This is a genomic window from Chamaesiphon sp. GL140_3_metabinner_50, assembly GCF_025361915.1.
Lineage (GTDB): Bacteria > Cyanobacteriota > Cyanobacteriia > Cyanobacteriales > Chamaesiphonaceae > Chamaesiphon.
On sequence record NZ_JANYJC010000222.1, the window covers coordinates 1 to 16,082 of the forward strand.

Annotated in this window: 14 protein-coding genes; 9 read left to right on the top strand and 5 right to left on the bottom strand. The window is 45.2% G+C overall.

Annotation, left to right across the window (positions count from 1 at the left end; translation table 11 throughout):
- The coding region (locus Q0R35_RS11055; RefSeq protein ID WP_295617641.1) for an S-layer family protein at positions 1 to 2,530 on the top strand (2,530 nt) is incomplete at its 5' end.
- A 193-nt stretch (positions 2,531 to 2,723) separates the two neighbouring features.
- On the opposite strand, the gene Q0R35_RS11060 is transcribed toward Q0R35_RS11055, so the two are convergent.
- Complete coding sequence (locus tag Q0R35_RS11060; protein ID WP_295617644.1) at positions 2,724 to 3,461, bottom strand: succinate dehydrogenase/fumarate reductase iron-sulfur subunit; 738 nt, start codon at positions 3,459 to 3,461, stop codon at positions 2,724 to 2,726.
- 14 nt (positions 3,462 to 3,475) lie between these two features.
- Positions 3,476 to 4,360 carry a bifunctional methylenetetrahydrofolate dehydrogenase/methenyltetrahydrofolate cyclohydrolase FolD gene (folD, locus tag Q0R35_RS11065; protein ID WP_295617647.1) on the bottom strand — a complete coding sequence of 295 codons (885 nt, stop codon included), beginning with the start codon at positions 4,358 to 4,360 and terminating at the stop codon, positions 3,476 to 3,478.
- Between the two features lie 604 nt (positions 4,361 to 4,964).
- On the opposite strand from folD, the gene Q0R35_RS11070 reads away from it, so the two are divergent.
- Positions 4,965 to 6,068, top strand: a complete 1,104-nt coding sequence (locus tag Q0R35_RS11070; protein ID WP_295617650.1) for a glycosyltransferase family 4 protein — start codon at positions 4,965 to 4,967, stop codon at positions 6,066 to 6,068.
- A gap of 181 nt (positions 6,069 to 6,249) precedes the next feature.
- On the opposite strand, the gene Q0R35_RS11075 is transcribed toward Q0R35_RS11070, so the two are convergent.
- The gene (locus Q0R35_RS11075; RefSeq protein ID WP_295617653.1) at positions 6,250 to 7,098 is read right to left on the bottom strand and encodes a helix-turn-helix domain-containing protein; all 849 of its coding nucleotides are present in this window, start codon (positions 7,096 to 7,098) and stop codon (positions 6,250 to 6,252) included.
- Positions 7,099 to 7,199: 101 nt separating this feature from the next.
- On the opposite strand from Q0R35_RS11075, the gene Q0R35_RS11080 reads away from it, so the two are divergent.
- Complete coding sequence (locus Q0R35_RS11080) at positions 7,200 to 7,577, top strand: DUF2834 domain-containing protein (protein WP_295617656.1); 378 nt, start codon at positions 7,200 to 7,202, stop codon at positions 7,575 to 7,577.
- 93 nt (positions 7,578 to 7,670) lie between these two features.
- Positions 7,671 to 8,087 carry a DUF5367 family protein gene (locus Q0R35_RS11085; protein WP_295617659.1) on the top strand — a complete coding sequence of 139 codons (417 nt, stop codon included), beginning with the start codon at positions 7,671 to 7,673 and terminating at the stop codon, positions 8,085 to 8,087.
- A gap of 249 nt (positions 8,088 to 8,336) precedes the next feature.
- Here the strand turns inward: Q0R35_RS11085 and Q0R35_RS11090 are convergent, their stop codons facing one another.
- Positions 8,337 to 9,476, bottom strand: a complete 1,140-nt coding sequence (locus tag Q0R35_RS11090; protein ID WP_295617662.1) for a pentapeptide repeat-containing protein — start codon at positions 9,474 to 9,476, stop codon at positions 8,337 to 8,339.
- A 106-nt stretch (positions 9,477 to 9,582) separates the two neighbouring features.
- Between Q0R35_RS11090 and Q0R35_RS11095 the strand changes: the two genes are divergently transcribed.
- From Q0R35_RS11095 to Q0R35_RS11110, 4 genes are all read left to right on the top strand, one after another.
- Positions 9,583 to 10,296, top strand: coding sequence for a hypothetical protein (locus tag Q0R35_RS11095; protein WP_295617665.1), 714 nt, complete (start codon positions 9,583 to 9,585; stop codon positions 10,294 to 10,296).
- Between the two features lie 223 nt (positions 10,297 to 10,519).
- Positions 10,520 to 10,969, top strand: coding sequence for a nucleoside-diphosphate kinase (gene ndk / locus Q0R35_RS11100; RefSeq protein WP_295617667.1), 450 nt, complete (start codon positions 10,520 to 10,522; stop codon positions 10,967 to 10,969).
- A 173-nt stretch (positions 10,970 to 11,142) separates the two neighbouring features.
- Entirely contained in the window at positions 11,143 to 12,894 is a 1,752-nt protein-coding gene (locus Q0R35_RS11105) for an NFACT RNA binding domain-containing protein (RefSeq protein WP_295617670.1), read from the top strand.
- Positions 12,895 to 12,986: 92 nt separating this feature from the next.
- Positions 12,987 to 13,319, top strand: coding sequence for a hypothetical protein (locus Q0R35_RS11110; protein ID WP_295617674.1), 333 nt, complete (start codon positions 12,987 to 12,989; stop codon positions 13,317 to 13,319).
- 194 nt (positions 13,320 to 13,513) lie between these two features.
- On the opposite strand, the gene Q0R35_RS11115 is transcribed toward Q0R35_RS11110, so the two are convergent.
- A complete protein-coding gene (locus Q0R35_RS11115; protein ID WP_295617677.1) occupies positions 13,514 to 15,214 on the bottom strand; it encodes an HD domain-containing phosphohydrolase in 1,701 nt (566 codons plus the stop codon).
- Between the two features lie 239 nt (positions 15,215 to 15,453).
- Between Q0R35_RS11115 and Q0R35_RS11120 the strand changes: the two genes are divergently transcribed.
- Positions 15,454 to 16,082 (top strand): mucoidy inhibitor MuiA family protein (locus Q0R35_RS11120; protein ID WP_295617681.1); only part of this gene is annotated, 629 nt, incomplete at its 3' end.

A 16,082-nucleotide genomic window follows, 5' to 3' on the forward strand; every position in this document is an offset into this window, starting at 1 on the left:
ATTGGGTTCGCCCACAGCACAAGCGGGAGATATTAAGCTCGATGCCACTGGCAAAATCACGCTCTCTGAAGGTGATATTTTCAATCAAGTCGCTGCTGGCGGAATCGGAAAAGGGGGAAATATTGAGATTAGGACTGGCAATATCACGATGACTAATGGTGGGGTATTAAGTGCTAGTACTTTCGGACAAGGTGATGCCGGGAATGTAGAGATTACTGCTGCTGGCAATGTCTCTTTTGATGGTAGAAAAAATGGTTTTGGTAGTGGCTCATTCAGCACCGTATCACAGGGGGCAGTAGGCAAAGGGGGAAATATTGAGATTAGGACTGGCAATCTGGCTGCGACAAATGGTGCGGTATTAAGTGCTAGTACTTTCGGCACAGGCGATGCGGGAAATGTAAAGATTACCGCTGCTGGCAATGTCTCTTTTGATGGTAGAAAAGATGATTTTGGTAGTGGCGCATTCAGCACCGTAGCAAAGGAGGCTGAAGGCAAAGGGGGAAATATTGAGATTAAGACTGGTAATCTCATGATGACTGATGGTGCTGTATTAAGTGTTAGTACTTTCGGTACAGGCGATGCGGGAAATGTAAAGATTACTGCTACTGGCAATGTTTCTTTTGATGGTATTAAAGATGGTTTTGGTAGTGGCATACGTAATAACGTACAACAGGACGCAGTAGGCAAAGGTGGCGGTGTTGAGATAATTACTCGCAATCTGGCTGTAACTAACGGTGCTAAATTAATTGCAAGTACTTTTGGTACGGGTGCTGCGGGTAATTTTACGATTACCGCTACTGATAATATCTCTTTTAATGGTGGTGACGTAATCACCAATGTAGAGCAGGGTGCCGTAGGAAAAGGTGGTGGAATGGAGATCTTTACTCGCAATCTGGCGGTGACGAATGGTGCTCAATTCCAAGCTAGTACTTTCGGACAAGGAGATGCAGGGAATGTGAAGATTATCGCTACTGGCGATGTCTCTTTTGATGGTACAAAAGATGGTTTTAGTAGTGGCGCATTCAGCACTGTAGAACAGGGTGCAGTAGGAAAAGGTGGCTCAGTTGAGTTTACTACTGCCAATCTCGCTGTTAGGAATGGTTCTCGATTATCTACTACTACTAGAGGGAAAGGTGATGCTGGGAATATAAAGATTACCGCTACTGGCGATATCTTTTTTGATAATGGTGACGCACTCAGCCTTGTAGGACAGAGCGCAGTAGGCAAAGGTGGTGGAATTGAAATAATTACTCGCAATCTAGCCGTGACTAATCATGCTGAATTAACTGCTAGTACTTTCGGACAAGGTGATGCTGGGAATGTGAAGATTACCGCTACTGATAATATATCTTTTGATGGTGTCAAAGATGGTTTTCCTAGTGGCGCATTCAGTACTGTAAATGAGGGGGCTGTAGGCAAAGGTGGTGGCGTTGAGATAATTACTCGTAATCTCGCTGTTACTAATGGTGGTTTTTTAACTGCTAGTACTAGCGGACGAGGTGATGCTGGGAATGTGAAGATTACTGCTACAGGTGATGTCTCTGTTGATGGCGAGAAAGATGATTTTGCTAGTAGCATACGTAGCAGCGTACAATTTGGGGGAATAGGTAAAGGTGGCAGTCTAGAGATTACGGCTCGCAATCTAGCTGTGACCAATGGTGCTATATTTTCATCTATTTCTTTGGGGCAAGGTGGTGATGCCGGAAATATCGAACTCAATGCCAACAAGATCTTAATAGATGGTCTAATTGTCTCTCTATCGGTCAGCAAAACAGGCAATGCCGGAAATATCGCACTTAATGCCAACACAGTCGCACTAAATAAGGGTAAAGTTAGCACTCAATCGATCTATACAACAGGCGGGGATCTCAACATCACCACCAAAGACTACTTATTATTGAGAAATCGTAGTGGCATTGGTACTGATTCTGCTAGCACCGGAAAAGATGGGAATGGGGGCAATATCACTATCAATAGTCCGCTGATAATTGCCACTCCAGGCAATAACGATATTACTGCTAATGCTGAATTTGGTAATGGCGGTCGAGTAAGTATCACCAGTCAAGGACTATTTGGGATTGGATTTCGTCCCAAGGGACAGGAATCTAACGTTACTAACGATATTACCTCCAGTTCGACCTTCGGACAGAACGGAACAGTAAATATCAGCACCCCAGGGACAAATCCAGGGCGAGATAGTACCGAACTCCCTAATGTGACTACCGATGCTAGCAACCAGATCTCGCAAGTCTGTGGTGCTAGTACCCGCCAGAATAAATTAATTGTAGCGGGGCGCGGTGGACTCCCACCCAATGCCAACGACCCTTTGACTAGCGATCTCGTGTGGCAAGATGCGCGTGGTGCCAGCAGCCAGCCAGCCGCCAGTAGTACGACGATTAATCCCGTCAAGATCGCTCCTCCGGCTGTGGGTTTGGTATTCGATGGTAAGGGGAAGGTGACTCTAGTTGCTGCGGGTTCGCAGGGACAACCGACAGGAACTAGTGTTGTTTGTCCACAGCAGGTGAGGTAAAAAGTTGAAAGTTGAAAGCGAAAAGTGCTGATGGGCGGGTGACCCGCCCAGTGTTCTTGGGGCGTGACGTTTTCGGGGGAAGCTTCCCCCGAAAAGCTCGCTTGAGAAGCTTTCCCCCGAACAACCCGACGCGCGGATCGAGATCGTCACGGTGTCGGGGGACTTGGAACGATCGATCTTTAAGATCGGTAGTTTAAAATCGAGCTTGACGATATTCGCGATTGAGTTGAGCGATGGTATTCAAAGAGATTTCTTTGGGACAGACAGCCGCACAGGAGCCAGTATTACTACAACTGCCAAAACCTTCGGCATCCATTTGGGCGACCATATTTACTACCCGCCGCTGGCGTTCGGGTTGTCCTTGCGGTAAGTGCGCTAGGTGCGATACTTTGGCGGCGACAAATAACATCGCCGAACTATTTTTACAAGCAGCCACACACGCGCCGCAAGCGATACACATGGCATCGGCAAAAGCGGCATCGGCAATATCTTTAGCAATCGGTGTTGTATTGGCATCGATCGCATTTCCAGTATTAACTGATATATAGCCGCCTGCTTGAATAATCCGATCGAATGCCGATCGATCTACCATCAGATCTTTAATTACTGGAAAAGCATTCGCCCGCCAGGGTTCGATCGTAATTGTATCGCCATCTTGGTACGATCGCATATACAGTTGGCAGGTGGTATTATGCTCGTTGGCACCGTGGGGACGACCGTTGATATACATCGCACAAGAGCCACAAATACCCTCGCGGCAATCATGGTCGAAGGCGATGGGTTCTGCGTCGGCTAAAATGAGCTGTTGATTGAGCAAATCGATCGTTTCTAAAAAAGACATATCTGGCGATACGTCATTTAACTGGTATGTGACAAATTTACCAGTAGTTTGCGGATCGAGTTGTCGCCAAATTTTGAGGGTGAGTTTCATTGATTTTTTATCCCCTAAGCTAAACCATGAGTATTGGCATAACTCCAGACGGTATTTTCGAGCAGCATCGTAACCGTCATCGCTCCCACGCCACCAGGGACGGGGGTAATCCAACTCGCCACATCTTTAACCGATTCAAAGTCTACATCGCCTACCAGCCGCGATTTACCCGTCGTCGGATCGGCAATTCGATTGATGCCGACATCGATAACGATCGCACCAGGTTTGACCATTTCGGCAGTTATCATCTGAGTTCTGCCTACCGCCGCCACCAAAATATCGGCGGTTCGACAGACAGCCGCCAGATCGGGAGTGCGCGAATGGGCGATCGTCACAGTCGCATCAGCAGCTAGTAACATTAAAGCTAGGGGCTTACCCACTAAAATACTCCGCCCGACAACTACAGCATGTTTGCCAGATACATCTAATTGATATTCTGCCAGCAAGCGCATTACGCCCCCTGGAGTGCAACTTTGCAGTCCGGGTTCTCCCCTGACCAATTTGCCTAAATTGAGGGCGTGGAGTCCATCTACGTCTTTGTGGGGAGCAATTTCGTGGAGCAAGGCAACCGAGTCTAAGCCGTCAGGTAATGGTAATTGAACTAAGATTCCATCGACATGCTCGTCGGCATTGAGTTCGTGGATGATGGCAGTAAGTTTGTCTTGACTGACATCGGCTGGGAAATGCTGCCCGAACGACCTAATCCCCACTTTGGCGCAGGCTTTTTCTTTACCGCCGACATAGGCGGCACTGGCAGGATTATCGCCGACCATCAGTACTGCCAATCCGGGCGGACGACCGATTTGGGGTTGTAAGTTGCCGATGCGAGTTTGGAGGGCATCCTGCATCTTTTGGGCTAAGGCTTTACCATCAAGAAGTCGATCGGTACTGACGCTCATAATTAATTTTAGATGTCGATGTGGGTATGATTACAATAAGAGCGCAATTGTCATGTTAAGAATTTGCCGATCTAACTGCCGCTGCGGGGAGATCTGCTGGTTTAAAACTGGAGTTGATATAGTCAATAATATCGCATCGATTTTCGGATTCAGCGGCTATGCTACCGTAAAGATCCAGATAAGTCTATCCTGTTACCTCGTTCTTAACCCCTAAGTATCCGATTCTAAACAGATATGCGACAAATTGCGGTTTAACTTTTAGAGATTAGTACTTTACTCTAGTTAATAACAGCAACTTGAGTTCGTCAAATATCCATAGCGGTTGATGGTTGCTAGTTATCCGCTCGATCGAGTGACTATCGCTGGTTCCCCAACCTCCAACCTTCAATTTCGATCTACTGTCGATCTTTTTTGTGTACTAATAAACATCAGCGATCGTTGGCGGATTTGTACTGAGCGTAGCCTAAGTAGCTTCTCCAACGGAGAATCGCCTCCAGATGTCAGCTAGCTTGGGTACGATTGCCGTAAGGCTGGAGGGTTAGCATGGGCAATCTCGCTAACAATTTACATTATTCTTCCTAAAATCTATACCTGTTGAGATCTAATGAAAATTACACTGATAAGTTCTTCGCTTGAAGTTGGTGGTGCAGAACGAGTCGTGTCAATTATTGCCAACTATTGGGCGGCTCGTGACTGGCAAGTTACCATCCTTTCGTTCGACGATGGTACGTCGTCGCCATTTTACGATCTTGATAAACGGGTCGAATATCGTTCGTTAGGAATTGACAATCGCGATGCCTATCAGCTCACTAACTTAGGTCGCACGCTCAACCACGTTAGGCGACTCAAAAAAGCGATCGTCGCCAGTCGTCCTGACGTTGTAATTAGCTTTGTCAATGTTACTAACATTATGACACTTTTGGCTTGCAGGTTGCTCAAAGTACCGACGATCGTTACCGAACACGTCTACCCCGCTTTTGGAGGATTAAATTGGATTGGTAAATTCTTGCAACAGTGGACTTATCGGCGTGCCTCACTGGTAACGGTACAGACTCATAGCGGCTTGTCTTTTTTCCCTGCCGAGCGCGGGTTTGAAACCGCAGTCATTCCCAATCCCGTCGCCTTACCCGAATCCGATCCGATCGAGTCTCAACTATACACCGACGATCGCCATCTACTCGCGATCGGTAAATTAATTCCCCAAAAAGGTTTCGACTTATTAATTAGAGCCTTTTCGCAGATTAGCGACAATCACCCCGAATGGACTTTAACAATTCTCGGCGAAGGTGAAATGCGCGGCGAACTAGAAGATTTATGCGAGCAGTTACGCCTCCACGAGCGGGTATTTATGCCCGGAACCGTCAGAAATATCGACGCTCACATCCGCAAAGCAGACATTTTTGCCCTCTCTTCTAGATTTGAAGGTTTTCCCGTCACCCTCGGCGAAGCGATGGCTTGTGGCGTACCCGTGATTGCTACCGATTGTCTGAGTGGGCCGCGCGAAATCATCCATAATGGTGTCGATGGATTATTGATCGTCCCTGATAATGTCGATGCTCTAGCCGTCGGATTGGATATCCTGATGTCCGATCCCGTCAAACGTCAATTATTCTCTCACCACGCACCACAAGCCATCGCTAGGTTTGGCGTAGAACCAGTCATGGCAATTTGGGATAGTGCCCTCAGACAAGTTATGGATCGGTATTAGGGATTAGGTTTTAGGGATTAGGTTTTAGGTATTGGGCTTTAGGTGATTCTCGATAAAGAATATACTGTTTGAACTATGATTTACCCGATCTAATAGATGAACTCAGATTGTCAGATAGCAGTCTAATCATAGTCCATCATTTAATCATTTTAATCAAAGTTCAGACATCTTCACTAATAGTTTAGGAAAAAGATCTTGAATTGAGGTAATTTTGCCAATTGCGTTCGGTTGCTGCATCGGCGGGAAACTGACATTCAATTCGCAATTCCTGAAGTGTAATATCGTAAGGGGTGCCCAATGTGGCGATCGTCGTGAAGAATTTCAACTCTAGATCGTCGCGTTGAAGATGAATATTTAGCAGTAGGGTATTCTGGACGTTACGATCGGCAGTTTGCCAAACTTTAGCAACATCTGGATAGCTCATTAATTCGGTTAGTAATACCGTAGACTTATCGCCTTCCCGTTCGACAAGTGTTTCGCGGTGGAGGCGTTGCAGCAAATGGTCGATAAAGCTTTCCCAGTTAACAATAAATGGGCGCAGCCCTTGGGGATGAAATAATGCCCGCATGAGATTAATTTTGCCATCTGCATAGAAGAGCGCGTTGATTTTGTCTCGATCTATAAAAGCATCGAGCAGTCGAGTTGCGCCGTTATTTGTCATAATTAAATTCCAATATCGATCGACTACAAATGCTGGATACGGCTCGTGCTGGCGCAACATCAGATCGATCGCTTTTCTGACTGGACTCATTTCTGGAGCCGATAAATCTGTCTCTGTATGAATCGGGGTAAATCCCGCTGCACTGAGCATTAAATTCTGCTGTCTGAGTGGAATTTCTAACACGGTTGCTAATTGCAACACCATTTCCTGACTGGGTTTGGCGCGTCCCGATTCGAGAAAACTGATATGGCGTTGGGAGACTTGGCTGGTGAGAGCCAGATCGAGCTGACTGAAACTGCGACGATCTCGCCATTGCTTGAGCAGCATTCCAAACGAATTTTGGCGATGCTCGATTTCGTGTTGCTGCATGGCAAAACTCTCCAGACGATAACTTTGATTACCTCACGGGTAATTGTGTTAATTATCCGCTTTTGCCAAGATTATGACATACCAAATTGAGATTAATAAGTATGTCAACATTACCGAATATCTCGACAACCCGAACGATCTACGCTTGGAAACCACTTTATCTGCTCTTGGCGATCGCAGGTTCGATTCTACCCTGGTTCTGGTTGCTGCAAGATTCTACCGCACTATTATCGCCAAATTTATTTTTACAACGCACGTTTACGAATAATATTACGACGGCTTGGGCAAGCGATTTACTAATTAGTGCGATCGGATTCTTTGGCTATGCTGCGATCGAACTAAAACGGCTCGGATCTTCGCGGCTGTGGGTTTTCCTTTACATCGGACTAACCTTTGGCATCGGGCTTTCTTGCGCTCTACCGTTGTTTATGTATCGTCGAGAACTAATTCTCGAACGGAACGCATTCAGACAGTATTAAGATTAAATAACTTGCGTAGGTTGGGTGGCGGATATGTATATTATTAAATCCTCATTCCTAAGGAATTACCTGCAAATATTTGGAGCAAAAAATATGACTCAAGTTACCCTATCTCAAACACCTTTCAACCCGATCTCGTTCGTAATTTTAGGTGCCATTTTTTGGTTTGAAGCTTTATTATGTATTCGGCTTGGGGGAGAAACATTGTTTGTAGAGGGTAATCCTTGGCTGTTATTATTGTTTGTCGCTTCCATTCCCGTAGCTGGAGTGTTAGTTAAAGTTAGTGCCGTAATTGGTAAAGTCAATCGATCGAATCTATTCAGTGCTGTGGCAATAATGGCATTGACGGCGACGTTATTAGATGGTGTGGCTTTAACTTGGTTTCAAGGTTGGTACAGTCTGACACAACCAGGGCTGTTACTAGCCGCTGGATGGTTGTTATGGGGTGTCGGTGTCAGTTTAGGTGTCGGCTACTGGGCATCTCGTCCCCGTCCAGAAGATTGCGAATAATTCGTTACTGCTGGCGGTAATAACCTGGTGGGAATTACCATCGGTTATTATCTAACCCAAGTTGCGAGTCTATGGGTTTTTAGTAAGATGGGTGTTAGGTTTTAGCTATTAGGTTTTGCGGATCGGATCGCGCGGAGGTTCCCTCTCGCCAGAGTGTTTCACCAAGCAAGGTTTTATCCCCTCGCTAATACCCAATCCCCAATACCTAATACCCAAATCTTTAACCTTGGTTATAACTAACAACTTGCGTTACTTAGAGGCAATCTCGATCTGTTTCTTATGTGGTACCTTACTAGGAATCTCTTCACATCCTCCTGGAATCGTCAGCCGAGATTTGTCGCCACACCACTTACAACAGTAGTGACGTTGCTCCTCAGACATTTCTTGAACGTTCGTAAAATCGGTATTTTCGACTACCGCGCCTGTAAATTCACCCGTCGTATAATTAGGAATCTCATTGCGACTGCGGGGACTGGCAAGTTCGGCATCACCATAAAAAAACCGGGTACCTTTAACATCCGCACCGTTTAAATTTGCTTCATATAAAATAGTGCGCGAGAAGTTAGCTTTGACTAAATCGCAACCGCTTAAATTTGCCCTAATCAAATTAGCATCGCTAATATCTGCCCAGCGTAAGTCGGCTTGAGAAATATCGGCACCTGCTAACATTACCCCCAAATCGATAACGCGAACGCCATGCAGCCGATCTTCATCGTAACCCCCATCGCCATCCAAAATCGCCCGACCGAGCCTGCGATCGCGTCTGAGGGGCGTGAGTAGTTTAGACTGAGACAGGAAGCGCAATACTTTTGCTTTACCTGCTGCGTCGATACTGCCCAAGAGTGCTGCCGTTCTGCCTGCGGCGAAGGCTTGTTCCTGTGGCCAATCTTCGAGGAATCCGTCGTCATCTAAGACGAGATCGGAAATGCCTTGAAAGTATGCGTCGATGGTTTGTTGTTGGGTGAGAATATTTTGTTGGGTAGTCAGGCGATTTTGCTCGATCGTCAGGTCGCGCGAAATAATATACTGTCGCCAAGCGATATATACTGCTAGGATAGCTATTAAAATCTGACCGAATGCCCCACCCCACTCACCCGATGCACCAACAGCATTCCAATCGATCTTATCGGAAAAACTACTGACGTACTCAAAAAATTCGAGAATTTGCAGTAAGCCCACGAACGCAATGAGAACGGTGATTGAGGCAATCAGTTGTAGTCGTTGGGCTGGCGATAGCGAATCTAGCAGTTCGTCGCGGATGCCGCGATAGATAATGGGTAAGGATAATACTAGCGCGAACGCGCAGCCAAGGGCGGCGATCGAGGTGTTATTGAGCCATAATCCGAACACCATAATGGCGATCGCTACCAGATTTCCCCAGATTGTCATGTTTCGTGCAAAATAGCTAGTTTATAAGATTAAAACATGAAATATCTTAACTTTATAATATTATGATAACATTTTTTGTTCGGATTGAAAAAATACATTTTAAAAGATGCAGAAAGTTATTGGCAAATTAATTATAGTTACTTTAATTGGGACTGTTGGGATTCTCTACTATCTGTGGCAACAGGCAGTTCAGATTCCTGAAGAATATATTAAAGCCAGTGAAGATAAGCAAGATAGTCAATCTCTACCATTGCAGCCCAAGCAGATCTCGGAGCAAGCTGCTGTTAGCTCACAGAAACTAACTGCCCCGCTCGATAAGGCTAAAGCTGGGCAAAAAGTTACGGTCAAACTTAGCGATCGCGATCTCAATAATTTGGTAGTATCTAAAATCGCAACTTCTCAACCAAACAAACAGATTCCAGTCGGAATTAAAGGAATTAAAACTAATATTAAAGATGGCAAAATCCATACTGGTGCATTGGTGAATTTAGACCAACTGGCACGTAACGGACGATCGGGTACTCAAGTTGCTGCTTTAAGTAAGCTCACTGAGAAGTTAACTTTCTTGAAAGATCGAGATATTTATATCGGGATTGTCGGTAAACCAATTGTCGATGGCACTCAGATTAAATTCGCTCCTGATACTCAAATCAAGGTTGGTAAAATGAATTTTACGATCGCCCAACTCGCTGAAGATCTTGGGATAGCTCCAGCCAAAATTCAACAGGCGATCGATCTACATTTACAGCAACAGAATTTTAAAGTAGACAGTATTAATTTAGATAATAATGGCATGGCGATCGAAGGAGCGAAAAAGTAGAGTTAGTGAATAGTGGATAGCTTGCACTGAGCGACAGCCGAAGTGTGGATAGTGGATGGTTAAGCATTGTTGCTAAATCGGTATACTATCGCGAAACATTTATCCTAAAGCCTAAAACCTAAAACCTAAAACCTAAAACCTAAAGCCTAAAACCTATCTAAACGATCGCGAATAGAACTATAATCTGTGGTTGGCAAGTCTATCTATATTTTAGGAGTTCACGGTGGAACGGACATTTATCGCGATTAAACCCGACGGCGTTCAACGTGGGTTAGTAGGTGAAATCATTCGTCGGTTTGAAACAAAAGGCTTTACCCTCGTCGCCTTAAAATTAATGCACCCCAGCCGCGCATTAGCAGAGCAGCATTACGCAGTTCACAAAGAAAGACCCTTCTTTGCTGGTTTGGTCGATTTTATGACATCTGGGCCAGTTGTGGCAATGGTCTGGCAAGGCGATGGTGTCGTCGCTGCATCCCGGCTAGCTATCGGTACCACCAATCCCTTAGTATCCCCTCCAGGGACGATTCGCGGCGATTTGGGCATCAATATCGGACGAAACATCATTCACGGTTCTGATGCGGTAGAAACCGCTCAAAGCGAGATTGCGTTATGGTTTAAAGAGGAAGAATTAGTCAGTTGGACACCTACCGTTTCCCCTTGGCTGTCGGAATAAGGGATTAGGCTTTAGGTATTAGGTATTAGGTATTAGGCTTTAGGATCGGGTTTAGATTTTCGATAAGCTTGAAAGACGCTTGCGTCTTAAATTCTAAAGTCTAAAGATTAAAGCCTAAACTCTAATCCCTAAAGCCTAAAACCTAAAGCCTAACCCCTAAAGCCTAAATTCAGATGCAACAGGTTGACTTCACGACATTAACAGCAGCGGTACGGGAGTTACAACCGGAGTGGGTGCCCTCGCGAGTCGAATCGGTATATCAAAAAGATCGCTACACCCTGGCTCTGAGCTTACGAACTCTCGACAAACGGGGCTGGATTGCCATCTCTTGGCACCCACAAGCCGCACGCATCGTGCTGACAGATCCCCCACCACGGATACCCGATACCTTTACCCTCAGCCAGCAATTGCGCTCCGTTTTAGGTGGATTGGCGATGACGGAAATGGAGATCGTCTTACCTTGGGAACGCTTGGTGAGATTAGCATTTGCCAAACGACCGGGAGCCGAGGCTTTATATTATTTGTATGTAGAACCGATCGGGAAATATAGTAATCTTACCCTCACCGATGCCGATAATTTAATTATTACCACCGCACATCAGGTTAGTAATAAACAGTCTAGCGTACGGACGATCGAAACTGGCAGACCTTACGAAGTACCGCCATCGTTGACAGATCCGATGCCAAATCTGGAGGAATCGATCGATCGTTGGATCGATCGGGTCAGCTTAATTCCTGGTAAACTCAACCAACGACTCGTCAAAAGTTATCGCGGTTTGAGTACGATCTTGATGAACGAGCTAATTTTTACAGCCGGATTAGATCCCGTGCAGACTACCGATACGCTTTCGCCTTTAGACTGGGAAAAGTTATTTGAGTACTGGCAAATCTGGCTCAGAACCGTCACACAAGTCGAAGGATATCGATTCAATCCTTATCTAACTAATAACGGTTACAGCGTCATGGGATGGGGCATCTCAATTACTCCCGTCGCCACCGTTAATGCAGCCGTCGAGACTTATTATACCCAGATTCTCGATCGCGAAGCCTTCAGTCAACTCAAACATCAACTTACCCAAAAATTAGGCACGATTCTAGCTAAATTACGAGTTAAAGCCAACACCTTCAAAACCAAACTCCAAGAGTCTACAGGCGCAGATGAATATCGCACCAACGCCGATTTATTAATGGCATATCTCCAGGAATGGTCGCCAGGGATGAAACAAATTATCCTTAATGATTTTCAGACGGGTGAACCAGTCACCATCAAACTCGAACCCGAAAAAAATGCCATTCAAAATGCCCAATTCCTCTATAAACGGCACCAGAAATTAAAACGAGCAAAACTCGCCGTAGATCCTCTACTTGCAGCAGTTCAAGCAGAAATAGATTATTTAGAACAAGTAGAAGAAAGTGTGCTTCAGATTCAAGAGGATGGCACTAACAATCCACCAGAAATGCTCCAAACTCTATTAGAAATTAAAAAAGAGTTAATCGATACCGGATATTTTCCCACAGCAGATAGATTAGCAAAATCAGAATTAGCCGAAACAAAACCCCGCTCGCTCAAAACTCCCAGCGGATTTGAACTATTAATCGGACGGAACAATCGTCAAAACGATGTATTAACTTTTAAAACAGCAACCGAATACGATCTGTGGTTTCACGCTCAAGAAATTGCCGGGAGTCATGGCTTATTAAGAATTACCCCTGGTGCGGTAGCCGAAGAAGCAGATTTACAATTTACAGCCAACGCTGTTGCTTATTATAGTCGCGCCAGACAAAGCCAAGCAGTCCCGGTAGTGTACACAGAAACCAAGCATGTGTATAAACCCAAAGGTGCTAAACCAGGAATGGTAATCTATAAGCACGAACAGATTATTTGGGGACATCCACAAATTTTAGATGCTAATTCGATTAGTTAGTTTAAAATAGCAGCATGGCAACTTGACTGAAAATGCTCGTTGGCGAAGCCTACCGGAGGTAATCTTAACTAAATTATCATGAGGATAACATCATGTCTCTAATTGTCGAAACCGATCTTAAAGAAATTCTGAATAGAATAGACCAAAAAATAGATAATATCCAAAGAGATGTCACAGATCTCAAAATTAGTGTTACCGAGCTAAAAGGAGAGATTAGAACCGTAGATGAGCGACTCAGCGGACAAATTAAAAACGTCGATGAGCGACTCAGCGGACAGATTAATACTCTTGACACAAAAATTGATGGACTATCTACCAGAATTCAAAATCAAGAGTTTACCTCAAGAGCGATCCTGGGAGGTTTGCTATTAATCGTGCTTGGTGGCGCGGCAAAAATGTTTAATTTTATTCCACCTGTAAACTAGAGCAAGCTGCTAATCGATCGAATATTGCTCTCAAAGTAAGCTGTTCGACATCTAAATCACATATTCTATTTTCTCAATCTTTGTTCGCCCACGCGGAGCCGTTAGCGTAGCCTGCCGTAGGCACAACCAACGGCGAATGTACTTTGAATGTCGAGCAACTTAGTAGATCCAGATGCGCTTCTGGCTTAATTTATCTAAATACTTAAATCGCCTAAAACCGAGTAAACTTGACGCTGCTCGAACAACGCTAGTAAATTACTGTCAAGCTTGCCTGTGGCGGCTTCTTGGTGCAAAATAGCTAAGGTTCGATCGAGTGATAAACGCGGTTTATAAGGTCGATCGCTGGCTGTTAGCGCATCATAAATATCGGCGATCGCCATAATTTGCGATTGGATTGGAATTTGGGCACCAATTAACCCTTGAGGGTAGCCACTACCATCTAATTTTTCATGGTGATCGCCAGCAATTTTGGGGACGTTTTGCAGATGTTTAGTCCAGGGAATTTTCTGCAAGAAATCGTAAGTATGGCTGACATGAGATTCGACTATTAAACGCTCGGCGACGGTAAGCGAACCTCTGGGGATTAGTAATTGTTCGATTTCGGTTGGGGTGAGTAAGGGTTGCAAATTACCATCGAGATCTCGATAAGTATATTTAGCTAGATCGTGTAAATCTGCGACGATCGCATCTAGTTTATCGGCGAATTCTGGTGTCAGAATAACGTTGGGCTGGTTTAACTTATTCAATAATTCCCAATCCGATTGTAATCGATCGAGCTTGGCTGCTAATTCTCGATCTAGCTGTTGTAAATAACCACAGTGGAGACAATTATCGCCCGATCGATGCTGAAGTTCTAGTGGAGGATTTAGTAAGTAATTAAATTTCTGTTCGGCGGACTCTAATTCCCAAGTACGTCGCAGCAGATTGAAGCGATAGCTGAGTTCGGTAAGTTGATGGGGATAGAGTTTGTTACCTTTTTGGACGATCGCTTCAGGAATACTAATCTTACCAAAATCGTGAAGCAATGCAGCGTAGCTAATTTCTTGGAGCTGTCGTTCGTCAAATCGGATCGATTTTAAGATTCCCGATTCGACGCTATTTACCTCCTGACTCAGCCGCACGCTGAGTTTGGCGACGCGCTCGGAATGTCCGGCTGTAGTCGGATCGCGGCTTTCGATGACTTGTACCGAGGCGGTGATAAATCCGGCGAATAGTGATTCGATATTCTCTAAAAGCTGGTTGCGATCGATCGAAATTGCAGCTTGGGAAGCCAGAGAGCGGACGATTTGCCGTTCCCAGTCGGAATAAGGCTGGGTAATTGAGAGGGCATTTTCTGGGGTAATCTGGAGATCGGCTTTGAGTTTGCGATCGATTAATTGCAATACGCCGATGGTTTCGCCATCGCGATTTTGCATCGGTAATACCAACACCGAGACGGTGCGATAATTGAATTCTAAATCGAAATGTCGATCGAATTTGTAAGGATAATTAGCCGAAAGTGCGTAAGCATCGGGAATATTTAGACTTTCCCCGGTAGTTGCGACATATCCCGCCAAACTTTCGAGATTGAGAGGAATACTAGTCGATTTAAAAGAAACGTCAGGATGAGAATCATTTTGCGCCGCACTAAATATTAACTTAGGTTCGCCGTCAGTGCGATCGATTAAATAAACGCTACCCGCGTCGCTACAGGTAATTTCTCGACTTTTTGCTAAAATTAGGTCGAGTAATTCTGTTAAATTGAGACAGTCAGATAATGCCGTCCCGATTTCTAATAGTTGTTCGATCGTCCTGCGCTCGGCAGCGATACTGGTAAGTGAATCTGGACATATACGTGCGAAATCGTTCGAGCTACTATCTATGTAAATAAGTTCCGATCTGGAAATGTTCGCCATCAATTTTAGCCAAGAGACAGTTTATCGCTTCATTTACAAGGGTAACTTTAGATTCTGGCGATGTCATTAGGTTGGAGATGGGAGGTTGGAGATGGGAGGTTGGAGTAAGAAGTAAGAAGTAAGGAGGATTTTGGATTAAAATCTACCCAGTCACCCAGTCCCCCAGTCTCCCAGTCTCCCAGTCCCCCCGTCCCCTCGTCTCCCCGTCTCTCCCATCTCCTACCTCCCAACTCCCATCTATGAAAATCGACACTCAAATTACCGCAGTCACAGTCTACACCGATCGCGCTTTAGTCACGCGGAGAGGGCAAATTCAGCTTACTGGAACCGAGCGAGAACTAATTATTGCCAATTTACCCACCACCCTCGATCCCGAATCAGTGCGCGTTGGTGGTAAGGGGAGCGTCGCTGTTAAATTACAAGGAGTCACCACCGATCGCCAATATACCACTGAACCTGTCGCCGATCGGATCGCCCAATTAACCGCCGAAATCGATCGATTGGGAGCCGAAAAACGCCGTTTCCAGGCGCAAATCGACACTACCAAACTCCAATCTAACTTTATTCAAGGCTTGCGCGAAAAAACCCAAGAGTCATTTTCCCGCAGTCTCGCCCGCCAGCAAATGGGGCTAGAAGACACCCAAAACTTTCTCGACTTCATTGGTGGCAAAACTACCGAATATGCCTTTGCAGGCGAAGATTTGCGCCAACAGCAGCAACAAATCGACAAACAACTTCAGAGCCTAAGACTGCAACTAGAAGAAGTCGAAACCCCTTATAGTAAAGAAAGTTTTGAAATTACCGTTGCTGTCGAACCTGCGGGTGCAGGTGACTTTGAACTAGAATTGAGTTATGTAGTAAATCGAGC

Coding starts and splice junctions, on each gene's coding strand:
- Q0R35_RS11085 (WP_295617659.1), top strand. CDS start 7,671: ATGACTCAAGTTACCCTATCTCAAACACCTTTCAACCCGATCTCGTTC.
- Q0R35_RS11075 (WP_295617653.1), bottom strand. CDS start 7,098: ATGCAGCAACACGAAATCGAGCATCGCCAAAATTCGTTTGGAATGCTG.
- Q0R35_RS11105 (WP_295617670.1), top strand. CDS start 11,143: ATGCAACAGGTTGACTTCACGACATTAACAGCAGCGGTACGGGAGTTA.
- Q0R35_RS11090 (WP_295617662.1), bottom strand. CDS start 9,476: ATGACAATCTGGGGAAATCTGGTAGCGATCGCCATTATGGTGTTCGGA.
- Q0R35_RS11060 (WP_295617644.1), bottom strand. CDS start 3,461: ATGAAACTCACCCTCAAAATTTGGCGACAACTCGATCCGCAAACTACT.
- Q0R35_RS11110 (WP_295617674.1), top strand. CDS start 12,987: ATGTCTCTAATTGTCGAAACCGATCTTAAAGAAATTCTGAATAGAATA.
- Q0R35_RS11070 (WP_295617650.1), top strand. CDS start 4,965: ATGAAAATTACACTGATAAGTTCTTCGCTTGAAGTTGGTGGTGCAGAA.
- Q0R35_RS11095 (WP_295617665.1), top strand. CDS start 9,583: ATGCAGAAAGTTATTGGCAAATTAATTATAGTTACTTTAATTGGGACT.
- Q0R35_RS11115 (WP_295617677.1), bottom strand. CDS start 15,214: ATGGCGAACATTTCCAGATCGGAACTTATTTACATAGATAGTAGCTCG.
- folD (WP_295617647.1), bottom strand. CDS start 4,360: ATGAGCGTCAGTACCGATCGACTTCTTGATGGTAAAGCCTTAGCCCAA.
- Q0R35_RS11080 (WP_295617656.1), top strand. CDS start 7,200: ATGTCAACATTACCGAATATCTCGACAACCCGAACGATCTACGCTTGG.